Source organism: Acidobacteriota bacterium, assembly GCA_016208495.1.
Classification (GTDB): Bacteria; Acidobacteriota; Blastocatellia; order Chloracidobacteriales; family Chloracidobacteriaceae; genus JACQXX01.
The window spans coordinates 23718-36241 of record JACQXX010000059.1; the positions used below are offsets into that span (position 1 = coordinate 23718).

Annotated in this window: 10 protein-coding genes; 8 read left to right on the forward strand and 2 right to left on the reverse strand. The window is 52.9% G+C overall.

Annotation, left to right across the window (positions count from 1 at the left end):
* Positions 1–300: 300 nt before the first annotated feature.
* From queA to HY774_10845, 8 genes are all read left to right on the forward strand, one after another.
* The gene (gene queA, locus HY774_10810) at positions 301–1350 is read left to right on the forward strand and encodes a tRNA preQ1(34) S-adenosylmethionine ribosyltransferase-isomerase QueA (protein ID MBI4748970.1); all 1050 of its coding nucleotides are present in this window, start codon (positions 301–303) and stop codon (positions 1348–1350) included.
* A 323-nt stretch (positions 1351–1673) separates the two neighbouring features.
* The gene (locus tag HY774_10815; protein MBI4748971.1) at positions 1674–3236 is read left to right on the forward strand and encodes an AMP-binding protein; all 1563 of its coding nucleotides are present in this window, start codon (positions 1674–1676) and stop codon (positions 3234–3236) included.
* A 255-nt stretch (positions 3237–3491) separates the two neighbouring features.
* On the forward strand, positions 3492–4544 hold the full coding sequence (locus HY774_10820) for an HD domain-containing protein (protein ID MBI4748972.1): 1053 nt from the start codon (positions 3492–3494) through the stop codon (positions 4542–4544).
* Positions 4541–5467, forward strand: a complete 927-nt coding sequence (locus HY774_10825; GenBank protein ID MBI4748973.1) for a hypothetical protein — start codon at positions 4541–4543, stop codon at positions 5465–5467. Before HY774_10820 ends, HY774_10825 begins: the two co-directional genes overlap by 4 nt.
* A 36-nt stretch (positions 5468–5503) precedes the next feature.
* Positions 5504–5884 (forward strand): 6-carboxytetrahydropterin synthase QueD, encoded by a 381-nt coding sequence (queD, locus tag HY774_10830; protein MBI4748974.1) that lies wholly within the window; start codon positions 5504–5506, stop codon positions 5882–5884.
* Between the two features lie 61 nt (positions 5885–5945).
* Positions 5946–6047: a four helix bundle protein gene (locus HY774_10835; GenBank protein ID MBI4748975.1), complete on the forward strand. Its 102-nt coding sequence runs from the start codon at positions 5946–5948 to the stop codon at positions 6045–6047.
* Positions 6048–6277: 230 nt separating this feature from the next.
* The gene (locus HY774_10840; protein MBI4748976.1) at positions 6278–10036 is read left to right on the forward strand and encodes an FAD-dependent oxidoreductase; all 3759 of its coding nucleotides are present in this window, start codon (positions 6278–6280) and stop codon (positions 10034–10036) included.
* 218 nt (positions 10037–10254) lie between these two features.
* Entirely contained in the window at positions 10255–11682 is a 1428-nt protein-coding gene (locus HY774_10845) for a glycosyltransferase (protein ID MBI4748977.1), read from the forward strand.
* 122 nt (positions 11683–11804) lie between these two features.
* On the opposite strand, the gene HY774_10850 is transcribed toward HY774_10845, so the two are convergent.
* Together HY774_10850 and HY774_10855 are read right to left on the reverse strand one after the other, a co-directional pair.
* Positions 11805–12263 carry a hypothetical protein gene (locus HY774_10850; GenBank protein MBI4748978.1) on the reverse strand — a complete coding sequence of 153 codons (459 nt, stop codon included), beginning with the start codon at positions 12261–12263 and terminating at the stop codon, positions 11805–11807.
* 26 nt (positions 12264–12289) lie between these two features.
* Positions 12290–12517, reverse strand: coding sequence for a hypothetical protein (locus HY774_10855; GenBank protein ID MBI4748979.1), 228 nt, complete (start codon positions 12515–12517; stop codon positions 12290–12292).
* Between the last annotated feature and the right edge of the window lie 7 nt (positions 12518–12524).

The following is a 12524-nucleotide window of genomic DNA, read 5'->3' on the forward strand; positions in this document are numbered from 1 at the left end:
TCTAGTTTTTTGAGTTACTTAGCTATTCACTAATACGAGCGTTTCATTCCAAAAAAGAGGACCAGCCCAATTTCACACAGGTAAATTTGGCCTGGGCAGCAAATTTTGGTTGAAATTCTGAGCTTCTTCCCCAACCATGACGACTCCATTACACCTCAGCATCATTCATCAAACCTTTCTTTCCACTCAATGATCAAGCGAATGCTAAAAAGCGAATAGGCTACGGACTGTGGCTTTCTGGTTCACCTGGGACTGGATTCGCGCTTTACGATTCGCTCCCAAAAGAAAGCCCTTATCTGCATGAAACTTTCAGAATTGCATTTCGATCTTCCGCCTGAACAAATCGCTCAAGAACCGTGCCAGCGGCGTGATGCTTCTCGAATGTTAAAGCTTGACCGCCAGACCGGCACTTTTTCCGATCATCAGTTTTTTGAAATCGTCAATTTTTTGCGTCCAGGAGATGTCCTGGTCCTCAACAATACCCGTGTGTTCCCCGCCCGGTTGCTTGGTCATCGAGAAGGGTTTACCGGACGGGTCGAGGTCTTCCTGGTCCGCGAACAGGGCCCCAATCTCTGGCTCTCACTCGTCAAACCAGGTCGGCGGATCCCGGTCGGGACCAAACTCACGTTTGCCGATGGCCGCTTGCGTGGCGAAGTGGTTGAACGCACACCCGATGGCCGCCGCATCATTCAGTTTCAGTCGGATGAACCGTTCCACAGCGTTGTTGATGCAATTGGCCAGACTCCATTGCCGCCCTATATCCACCGGTATGCGTCAAGCGACGCCCGGCTGGACCGCGACACCTATCAAACCGTGTATGCCTGTGAACGCGGTGCGATTGCGGCACCAACCGCCGGGCTGCACTTTACTCCGGAATTGTTGCAACGCCTTCAAGACAAGGGAGTTGAAACTGTTGAATTGACGCTTCACGTCGGGTATGGCACGTTTCAGCCGATTCAAACCGAAACCATCGAAGAACACCACCTTGAAGGGGAATATTTTGCGATTCCTGAGGCAACGGCTGACCGGGTCAACGCGGCCAAACGCGAAGGCCGCCGGGTCATTGCAGTTGGCACCACCTCAACCCGCACCCTGGAAACGGCGGCAACGGTCACCGATGACGGCGTTGAAATCAGTGCCGGCAATGGAATGTCGGAACTCCTGATTTACCCAGGGTATGAATTCAAAATCCTTGACGGCCTGATTACCAATTTTCACTTGCCCGGTTCGTCACTCCTGGCACTGGTGTGTGCCTTCGGTGGCTATGAAACGGTGATGAAAGCCTATCGCCACGCAGTCGAGAATAAGTATCGCTTCTTTAGTTATGGCGACTGTATGTTGCTGGTTTAGGGTTCCGGGTTCCGGGTTCCGGGTTCCGGGTTCCGGGTTCCGGGTTCCGGGTTCCGGGTTCCGGGTTCCGGGTTCCGGGTTCCGGGTTCCGGGTTCCGGGTTCCGGGTTTTCGAAAAGGGCGCAGTTCAGAGCAACAGCGCCCTTACCTCACCCTGTCACCCTGTCACCCTGTCACCCTGTCATCTTGTCACCCTGTCACCTTGTCACCTTGTCACCTTGTCACCTTGTCACCTTGTCATTTGTCACCTTGTCACCTTGTCACCTTGTCATCCTGTCATTTGTCACCTTGTCTCCTTGTCTCCTTGTCACCTTCGGGGGGTTCATGATCATTCGCAGTCCATTTCCTGATTTTTCGATTCCAGAAACATCATTGACTCCATTTGTGCTCCAGCGGGCACGTCAACTTGGGAGCAAACCGGCACTGATTGATGCGTCCAGTGGTCGAACGTTGACCTATGGCCAGCTTGCGGATGCCGTTCCACGTGCGGCAGCGGGACTGGCCCGGCGTGGCTTTCAACCCAAAGAAGTATTTGCCTTCTGTTGTCCCAATTTGCCTGAATTTGCGATTGCCTTTCACGCTGTGGCGCTGCTAGGCGGGGTTACCACCACGCTCAACCCGCTCTACACGGTTCACGAAATCAACTGGCAACTCAATGACTCACACACGAAATTTGTTTTGACGGTTCCCCCGCTCCTGGAAAAAATCCGCGAAGCCTGCGAAGGCACCGAAGTCACTGAAATCTTTGTCCTGGGTGAAGCTCCCGGCGCCACGCCCTTTTCCGACTTGCTCCAGGGTCCAAGCCAGCCACCTGAAGTCCAGATCAACCCGGCTGAAGATGTGGCAGCACTTCTTTATTCAAGTGGGACGTCGGGGCTGCCTAAAGCGGTGATGTTGACGCATCGTAACCTCATTGCGAACATGATTTCACAAAGCATTGCAGCACATGCCTTTACCGAAGAAGACACCGCCATTAGCGTGCTTCCGTTTTTCCATGTCGCCGGGCTGGCTGCCGTGCTGGAACAGGCATTATTTAAAGGAATGACCCTGGTGGTACTTCCGCGATTTGACCTTGAACACTTTCTTCACGCAATTCAGACCCACCGGGTGACGTTTGCCCCGTTGGTACCACCAGCGGTTCTGGCCCTGGCCAAGCATCCAGTGGTGGATCGCTATGATCTTTCGAGCTTGAAATGGATTGTGGCTGGTGCGGCTCCGCTTGGTGAGGACGTTGCCCGTGCCTGTGCTGCCCGGTTGAACTGTCCGATTTCACAGGGCTATGGCATGACCGAAGCCAGCGGATTGACCCATTTTAGTATGGATGCCATGGAAAAAGGGCGACTGGCTTCTGTGGGAACAGCCCTGCCTGGACTCGAAGGCCAGGTTGTGGACCTGGAAAGCGGTCAACCAGTTGGCCCAAATCAAACGGGCGAACTCTGGCTCCGTGGACCGCAAATTATGAAGGGCTATCTGAACCAACCCGATGCCGTGGATGATCAGGGCTGGTATCGCACCGGCGACATTGGACATGCCACCGAAGATGGCTTTGTGTTCATCATGGATCGGGTCAAAGAACTCATTAAATATAAAGCGTTTCAGGTGGCGCCTGCCGAACTCGAAGCCATTCTGAATTCCCATCCAGCCGTCGCTGAAGCCGCCGTTATCCCAAGCCCAGACCTGGAAGCCGGCGAAGTCCCCAAAGCATTTGTCGTCAAACGGTCGGAAATTTCTCCTGAAGAATTGCTTTCTTTTGTCGCCGAGCGTGTCGCGCCGCATAAAAAGGTGCGCCACCTTGAATTCATTGATCAGATTCCAAAAAACGCGGGTGGCAAGATCCTCCGCCGACTGCTGGTCGAACGCGAGCGAGAAGCGAAAACCTCGGGCTGAAAAAACCAGGCTGGGGGCTGAGGGCCATAAGCGCCAGGATAAGAAAGCCCGTGCTCTTTCCGGTGGCATTCAATGATGTTCTTGTCGGGGTTGGGTCTCGTTGCGGGCCGGGTCCGTGGGCTTCGCACCACGGCTATTACACGACGACCCTGCGGGCCTAAAGTTTTCAGCACAGAGCAACTCCTTGTTCTGTAGTGTCTGAAAAACTCCCGTGACCCGGCAAAGTCTTCGTCTCGATAGAAAACAGGAAGGTTCATGTTCGCTAAAGGCAAGTCATCCCCACCCGCCCCTCCACCTCAAAAACCAACATCGGGCTCACTTCGAGTTGAGGCCGAATCCCTGGCTAACAATATTGACGCCATCACTGGCTATACGGCGCCACAGGCGTTCCGCGTCGCGGCTTGTCTTGAACGACTGGCCCGGGCGATGGGCCTCAGCGATGAATTTTGTACTGACCTGAGACTGGCCGCGCTCCTGCGTGATGCCGGGGTGCAGGGATTACAACTTCCATTTCTGCGCCAGGATCGCCCGATTGCCTTTGTTGATCGGCTCGAACTCTGGCGGCACCCAATTGCTGGCGAACAACAGGCCGCCCGGCGTGGGTACTCAACCGCCGTCCAGTTGCTGGTTCGCTGGCATCACGAAGATTGGAACGGCAATGGCTATCCTGACGGGTTGCGCGGGGAACAGATTCCGCTCGGCGCCCGAATGTTGCGACTGGTGGACACCTATTGTGCACTCACGGCACTCCGACCATTCCGCGACCCATATCCGATTCCGGAAGCTCTCGAAGTCATTCGACGCATGGTGGGCATCCAGTTTGATCCGCACATTGCGGCCCTGCTGATTCAGATTGAAGAAGAACAGTACCAGGCGGCACAACTGGCCGCTGAAGAAGCCCGCCAAAAAGCGATTTTTCAGCCGCTTGTTTCAACATCAGAAACTGAGATTCCGGCTTCGGTTGAACAAGTCGAATCAGTTGAACCAACCGAAATTGAATCAGTCGAACACATTCAACCGACTGATGAATCTCCAGATGTGGAACCAATCAGCGACACACATGTGTCAGCGATAACCATCCCCGAACCGCCTCAACCCGAACCAGTTCCGATGGAGCCACCACAAACGGCACCTGACGTTGAAACGGCACCAACGGCGATTCCGGCTGGGCAGCCGGCCATCCAGGATCTGTTCCCATCGGTTCTGGCTGAAACTTCACCATCTACCACCAGGACCTGGGAAGAAGCAGAAATCGCTGTTCCAGTTGACCCCACCGAGACCAAACCCGAAGGAGGGTCAATCGAATGAGCCGGTTACTTGGATTTGAAGTCAGTGTGTTGCGCCAGTTACCCGGAGAAACCGTGGCGATTCCATTTGGTCGCGATGGTCGCCTGGGGTGGTATTTGAAACTTTCCGGGAAACGGGTCTTTTCTAATGATTTGCGCCAGTCGGCAAGTTGGCAGGCAGTCGGGAAGGTCGAAAACAACGGGTATGTTCTGAGCGCGGTTGAGATCCAGCAGTTACTCGACGAAGCCGACGCTTTTGTTCAGCAAACCCAAGGAACACCCGAAAATCAGCGGCTCCTGGGCTGGTTCGCTCCAACCCAGGCGGCCTGGTTGGATGGTTACCGGAAAGCGGCTCTCAATCTGGATGACCGGTCGTTACGCGGACTGGCCCTCACCCTCGGCCAGCGAATCGGTGAATACTGGCGCTCGTTTGACAGCCAGACCCACCACCTGCAGCTTCCGATTGATGATGTCTTGTCTCACTTTTTGGACGAACTCCATCAAGTCGTTGATAACCGGCGCGAAAACCTGGCCACCAACCTGGATGCCCACCAGTTTGTGATTCAAGTTCATGCGGATCTGGTCTATGTCCATCTGCCCTCGCCCGAACCATTTTCGGTTCAGAGTCAGCGGCCTGATGGCTGGACCGAAGTCTGGATTACCGGCAACCCGGATATTTGGGAAACCCTGACCGCCAATCAGCGCAATCGGTTTGGCGGCCAGTTGATGACCCGCACCAAATACCGCGAAGTCGTCAAAGGCTTCTTAAAACGCCTCCGGCACTTTCCCGGCTGGGTCATTTCAATCAATCAACCGGGCCCGCTTTCAACTGAGGAAATGGTGCAATTGATCGAAGAACACCGCCCGGTTGAGAAAATCTATTCCAAAGACGCCACTGAATTTCTCGACGGGTTTACCCAGCATTTGATTGTGAGTCGTCTCTGAGTTGAAACCAACTGAGAAAGGAAAGAAGCATTTACCGTGGAAGTCGAACTCTCAAAAACATTTACCTTTGAAGCCGCCCACCGGCTGCCCCAGGTTCCGCCTGGTCATAAATGCGCCCGCCTGCACGGGCATAGTTTTCGGATCGAAGTCGTGGTCCGAGGGACGGTTGATCCAGAAACCGGCTGGTTGATTGATTACGCAGAGATCAAAGATGCCTTTGAACCGCTTTTTAAGATTCTGGATCACAACTACTTGAATGAAATTGAAGGACTTGAAAACCCAACCAGCGAAAACCTGTCGCGCTGGATTTGGGAACGGCTGAGTACTGGCGAAAATGCTCTAGCAGGGTATCTGTACCGCGTCACCGTTGCCGAAACCTGCACGTCGGTCTGTCACTATTATGGAGAAAGTGGTTAGTGGTTAGTGGTTAGATATAAAGAGTAAGACATTTGTTGAGAAGGGCCTGGAGAGAAGTAAGATGATTCAATCACCAGAAGACCTGATTGTATGGAAAAAAGCGATGGAGTTAATGACTCAGATTTATCTGGTAACCAGATCCTTTCCAAAAGAGGAATTGTGATGAAGTAGGAAGATTGCTCAATGGTCTGATCAACTCACTGAAAAATGAAGAGTCTCCAGCAATTCACTACCCACTACCCACTACCCACTACCCACTTTCTCTATTCCTCAGATTGTCCGGCACGGGGAGAGGCACATTGATTGCATCACCCGTGATGTTCCTGCATCATTTTTCGGAAAAGTCCGCACTTTTTGGAATGCCCTGGTTGACGTTTACTTATGACAAACATCATGGAAGTTTTAGATACCGATCCGATTTCGGCTCGTGCCGGAGAGAGTGAAAATCGCGATTTTTCGCTTGGAATTCAAGGATTTACCTACGGTGACCTGTATCGCCCGGAACGGCTCAAAGAGTTAGCCGACACGTTTTATGCCGTCCTGGCTGAAGACGATCCGGAACTGGCCGCCACGTTTGAGGCTTATCGCCTGAATGCGGGTAAGGAAATTTCCCCAAAAGCTGAATCAGATTTACTCGTTCGGACCGCACCTCACCTGAGCCGGTTTGTCGCCAGGTTGTTTGGGATCGAAGCCGAGCTTGAAACACTTGGCTATGTGATCACTCGCGAAAGTGACGTCTTTGTGATGAAACGCGAGTTCATTCAGCGCCGGGTTGTCAAACGTCCAGCATCTGAATACAGCACCGAGCTGCGTGCTCACCTTGAGCAGTCGGCCCAGACGCTCCTGGAAATCGGATTTGACCTGAGCGACGACCTTGAACTGGCCGTTGCCCATGCGGTGGCTTCCCTGCTGCGATGGGACAAAGCGTTTGAAAAATTTCTGGCCAAAAAAGCCGAACTATCCGAAGACATCCGCCAGAGTATAACCGGGCTGTATCAGGTGCTGTCTGAAAATGAAGCTTCCCGCACCGCCTGGGCCGAAATACTGCCTGGTACCGCAAGCGACCTGACTGACGAAGCCCGCCAAACCTTTCTCAAGCAAGCGCTTGACCGGATGGAACGCTGGCTGCACGCACTATCAACCACGCCGGAAACTCGCCATCAGGTCAAAGATTGGGTTTCCTTCCGTCTTCCCGAGACAATCGAGTATCAGCATCTGGTGCAAATCAACCGTCCACGTCCGGAACTTCCGGAAATGATGGATGGCCCACACGAGCACTTCCGGCATCGCGATGGCTTTCACCTGACTGATCCCCGCTATACCCGCCGCGAAGTCTCAAGCGAAACCGATTACTGCATCATCTGCCACCCACGTGAAAAAGATTCCTGTTCAAAAGGCTTTTTCGAAAAAGACGGTTCCTATCGCAAGAACCCGCTTGGGATTCCACTGACCGGCTGCCCGCTGGATGAAAAAATTTCCGAAGCGCATGTGCTCCAACAGCAAGGTGATTCACTCGCGGCACTGGCCACGATTTTGATTGATAACCCAATGGCACCAGGCACCGGTCATCGCATTTGCAACGACTGTATGAAAGCCTGCATTTTTCAAAAACAGTCGCCGGTCAATATCCCGCAGGCTGAAACTGGAATCCTGACCGATGTGCTGGGACTGCCGTTTGGATTTGAAATCTATGCGCTGCTGACACGATGGAATCCACTCAACGTCAAGCGACCTTATGCCTTGCCCTACAATGGGAAAAATGTGCTGGTGGTTGGAATGGGACCAGCCGGGTACACACTGGCTCACTTCCTTTTAAATGAAGGATTTGGCGTGGTTGGCGTGGATGGGTTGAAAATCGAACCGCTGCCGGTAGATCTGACTGGCGATGCCACAACGCTTCCACGTGCGATCCGCGATATTTCGGAAATTTCGACTGATCTCGAAACCCGGACCCTTTCCGGTTTTGGCGGTGTCTCGGAATATGGCATCACGGTTCGGTGGGATAAAAACTTTCTGACGATGATTCAACTGGCGCTTGTCCGTCGGGATACCCTGCGCACGTTTGGCGGTGTCCGCTTTGGCGGTACATTGACGATTGACGACGCCTGGGAACTTGGGTTTGACCACATTGCCCTTGCCACTGGCGCCGGGAAACCAACCCTGGTCAAAATCAAGAACAATCTGATTCGAGGCATTCGCATGGCCAGCGATTTCCTGATGGCCCTGCAATTGACTGGCGCGTTTAAACGCAACTCGATGGCCAACCTCCAGATTCGATTGCCAGCGGTGGTCATTGGCGGTGGATTGACGGCGATTGATACGGCAACCGAGTTGATGGCCTATTATCCAGTGCAGGTTGAAAAGACCCTCAACCGCTATGAAATTCTGGTGGCTGAAGAGGGCGAAGCAGCGGTTCTGGCCCGATTTGACACCGAAGAACGCCAGATTCTGGATGAATTTCTCACGCATGGTCGTGCCATTCGTGCCGAGCGTGAACAGGCCAAAGATGAAGGCCGCGAGCCAAATTTCCTGGCGCTGGTTCGAAGTTGGGGCGGGGTCACGATTGCCTACCGCAAACGGATGCAGGATTCTCCGGCTTACCGCCTCAACCACGAAGAAATCATCAAGGCTCTCGAAGAAGGTATTTACTTTACTGAAAACCTGTCCCCAACCGAAGCCGTGCCCGATGAGTTTGGCGCCTGTCAGGCCATGGTTTTCGAACGCCAGCAAGTGACCGAAGATGGCAAATGGCTCAATACCGGAGAACTGATCACGCTTCCAGCCCGTGCGGTGCTGGTGGCAGCCGGAACGTCGCCCAACATCATTTATGAAAAGGAATATCCAGGCACGTTTAAACTCGACAAGTGGAATCAATTCTTTGCCGGGTACACGGCGGAAAGGGACGAAGAAGGCCGCTTCTACCCGGTTCCAACCTTGAAACCGACGGACAGCGCGATGTTTACGTCCTATGAAAAAGATGGTCGCCTCATCAGCTATTATGGCGACAACCATCCGAAATATGCCGGAAACGTTGTCAAAGCCATGGCCTCAGCGAAAGACGGCTACCGGCAGGTCGTTCAGTTGTTTGAAGATGAACTCGCCCAGCTTTCCCCGGAAGATCAACCCAAACGCAATCAAGCCTGGAAAGACCTGATTGAAAATCTTGACCAGCAATTGCGAGCCAGCGTGGTCAGGGTTGATCGTCTGACGCCAACGATTGTCGAAGTAATTGTGCACGCTCCGCTGGCGGCCAAACACTTTGAACCAGGACAATTTTATCGCCTGCAAAACTACGAAGCCCTCGCCCGCAGCGTCAAGGGAACCAAACTCCTCATGGAAGGTCTGGCGTTAACCGGCGCCTGGGTTGATAAAGAAGCCGGATTGCTGTCAATGATTGTGCTTGAAATGGGTGGCAGTTCGCGGCTGTGTGCCCACCTTCAACCCGGTGAATCAGTGGTGGTCATGGGGCCGACCGGAACGCCAACCGAGATTCCAGAAAACGAAAATGTGTTGCTGGCCGGTGGTGGACTTGGAAACGCGGTACTGTTTTCAATTGCGAAAGCCTTGAAACAGAAAAACAACCGGGTGCTCTATTTTGCCGGGTACAAAAATGGCGCCGATTTGTTTAAACAGGAAGAAATCGAAGCCGCGACCGATCAGGTTATCTGGGCCACGGACATGGGAATTGAAATCCAGCCTCGCCGCCCGCAAGACGCTCATTTCCGGGGCAATATTGTCCAGGCTATCCAGGCATATGAAACTGGTCAGCTTGCCGAACGCCAGTTCTCGTTGTGCTCAATTCATCGGGTCATTGCCATTGGGAGCGACCGGATGATGAATGCCGTTCGGATTGCCCGCAAACAGGTCCTCAAAGACGTGATGAACCCCAATCACGTCGCAATTGGTTCGATCAACTCGCCGATGCAGTGCATGATGAAGGAAATCTGCGCGCAATGCCTGCAAAAGCATGTTGACCCGGAAACCGGAAAAGAAACCGCGCCGGTGTTTTCCTGCTTCAACCAGGATCAAAAACTCGACGAAGTTGATTTCCAGAACCTGTTTGCCCGGTTGCGAGCCAACACGGTTCAGGAAAAGCTGGCTGATTTGTGGCTCCATCATTTATTGAAGAATGAGTCCGTACCACCCGCGTAAGCGGGTGGGCCACCGTCTATAACTTTTCAGGTAAATGGTCCTCTGCCACCTCCCTTGACAACATCTCAGAAACCATTGAATCATCTGGGTTTATTTTTCGTGTATTTTGTGTATTTCGTGGTTTCTGTTATCTGAGATTCCATTCTTCCTGAAACGCCATCCGTTTACGCAGATCACCCTCCCCACCCGCTTACGCAGGTGGTACTGACTCTTTACTTATGCCATCTGTTGCCCCTACGGTAAGTGTGCTCACCGTTGTCCAGAATGCGGCTCATTCACTTGAGCCATTTCTCAAAAACTTTCTCTCCCTTTCAGACAAATCTTTCCAAATCATAGAACTCATTGTTGTTGACAACGCCAGCACTGATCACACCAGCCAGTTGCTTGCGGCGCTTTCAAAGGTGGATTCACGGCTCAAGGGCATCCGTACCAGCCAGGTTGAAGGAACAGGAGTGGCGCTACGAAAAGCTATTGCTGAAGCAAGTGGCGACATCACGGCGGTCTTTCCAGCTACGTTTGAGTATGTACCTGATGACCTGTCGGCATTGCTCAGGCCAGTCGTGGTCGAAGGTGCCGATGCCGTCCTGGGATCACGGTTTCTGCCGGGGTCATATCGAGCCGTCACCAATTTTCATCAGGCACGCTTTCACCAGGCGCTGACTTCGTTGAGCAACTGGCTGACAAACACTTTTCTCTCGGATGTCCAAACCCCAGTCAAAGCCATCCACACCCGACTCTTGAAATCAATTCCGATTGAAAGCGCGGATGAGTTTGTCCATCTGGAGTTGACCTTGAAATTGTTGAAACGCCGGGCGCGAGTGTTTGAAGCACCAATCCGGTATTTACCCCATATTCACAAACAAATACCGCCTCCAGGATGGGGAGACTGGCTGAGTGGGGTCAGAGCACTCTTTCGACTCAAATCAAGTGCGCGGCTCTTTGCTGCCGATGCCTATGGCAGCCACATTTTGATGAATTTGGAAGGTGCCCCACGCTTTAACAAGTGGATGGGTGACATTCTGCGCCCGCACCTGGGTCAACGAGTTCTGGAAATTGGGTCAGGCACCGGTACCCTGACCGATCAGTTTGTTCCTCGGGATCTGTACTTTGCCTCAGACATCAACCCAAATTACCTGCACTTTCTCAAATCATTTTCAGCCGGTCGGCCCTACATGCAGATCAAGGAAATTGATGCCAGCAACCCGGTGTTTTTTGAAGGTCTGGAAGGAAAGTTTGACACCACCGTCATGGTCAATGTGCTGGAACACGTTCCAGATGACCTGGCGGCTCTGCGCAATCTTTGGAGCTCGTTGCAGCCTGGGGGAAAAGCGGTGATTTTGGTGCCACAACACCCGGCAATTTACGGCACGTTGGATGAAGTGCTCGAACATCGGGAACGATATACAGTTGAGGGTCTTCGCCGGGTTATGACTGAAGCCGGATTTGCCGTCGAACAGATTTTTGATTTTAATCGAGTCTCAGTGCCCGGATGGTGGCTCAATGGTCGAGTTCTTCGCAAAACCACGTTTTCACCCGTTCAACTGTTGATTTTGCAATTACTTATGCCGGTATTTCGACGTATTGACCGCTTCTTTCCGTGGGGAGGTCTGAGCATTATTGGGATAGGGGTGAAAAAGGCGGGCTGAGAAAATCAGGGCTGAAGAAACCGGACTGAGGGCTTGGGGCTGAAAAGACCAGGGCTGAGGGCTTGGGGCTGAGGGCTGAAGACATCGGGCTGGAGAATTGGTTTTATTTCATCCCTCATCCTTCATCCCTCATCCCTTTGATTGCCCCGAGCTTGCGAGTCTTCAGCCCCAAGCCCGTTGTCTTCAGCCCCAAGCCCTGGTCTTTTCAGCCCACTCACGGCATGACTCATTGCTCCACCAATGAAGAGCACCGCCCCCAAAAGTGTTGTCGGCATCTCCCAGCCTTGCCGCCAGGGTTCAGTAAAAAAGGCAGTCACCACCAGGACTGCGGCAACCGTCATCAAGGTTGATCCCAGCCATTGGAGCCGTTTGCGCCAGACAAGAGGGTGTTCGAGGAAGTAGCTTCCCAAGGCAAGGTGGACGAGGGCGGAATAGAGAATGTAGATGTGGCGGCTACGCATCAGCAGACGCGGCTTGTCTGCCATTTCAGCCAGGTGATGATGGACAATGTCCATATATTGGCCCGTTAGGAGAAACACAACCAGAAGTGCCAGGCCAAAGAATAAGTGAAATCGTTTCATACACTTGCCAGTAGTGATGAATTGTTTTAGCTCAGTGTTCGGTCTAAATCGTCATCATCGGGCATTGGCTCAATAAAAACCCGAACATAGCGCAACCGGGCAGCAGCGGTGTTGAGGGTGTCGCACATATCATCAAAGTCTTCGTAGGCAACGTTGTCTGGATCCGAAAGCAGGTTCGCCAGTTTGGCTTCCGTTTCGCGCAGCAAATTGTGCGCATCCCGCAACACATCGAGGTGTTTTTCTAGTAACGACATCACAAAC

Bases quoted from the DNA above. Each gene is read 5' to 3' on its own strand.
- HY774_10820 (MBI4748972.1), top strand. From the start codon at position 3,492: ATGTTCGCTAAAGGCAAGTCATCCCCACCCGCCCCTCCACCTCAAAAA.
- queA (MBI4748970.1), top strand. From the start codon at position 301: ATGAAACTTTCAGAATTGCATTTCGATCTTCCGCCTGAACAAATCGCT.
- HY774_10845 (MBI4748977.1), top strand. From the start codon at position 10,255: ATGCCATCTGTTGCCCCTACGGTAAGTGTGCTCACCGTTGTCCAGAAT.
- HY774_10840 (MBI4748976.1), top strand. From the start codon at position 6,278: ATGGAAGTTTTAGATACCGATCCGATTTCGGCTCGTGCCGGAGAGAGT.
- HY774_10855 (MBI4748979.1), bottom strand. From the start codon at position 12,517: ATGTCGTTACTAGAAAAACACCTCGATGTGTTGCGGGATGCGCACAAT.
- HY774_10825 (MBI4748973.1), top strand. From the start codon at position 4,541: ATGAGCCGGTTACTTGGATTTGAAGTCAGTGTGTTGCGCCAGTTACCC.
- HY774_10850 (MBI4748978.1), bottom strand. From the start codon at position 12,263: ATGAAACGATTTCACTTATTCTTTGGCCTGGCACTTCTGGTTGTGTTT.
- HY774_10815 (MBI4748971.1), top strand. From the start codon at position 1,674: ATGATCATTCGCAGTCCATTTCCTGATTTTTCGATTCCAGAAACATCA.
- HY774_10835 (MBI4748975.1), top strand. From the start codon at position 5,946: ATGATTCAATCACCAGAAGACCTGATTGTATGGAAAAAAGCGATGGAG.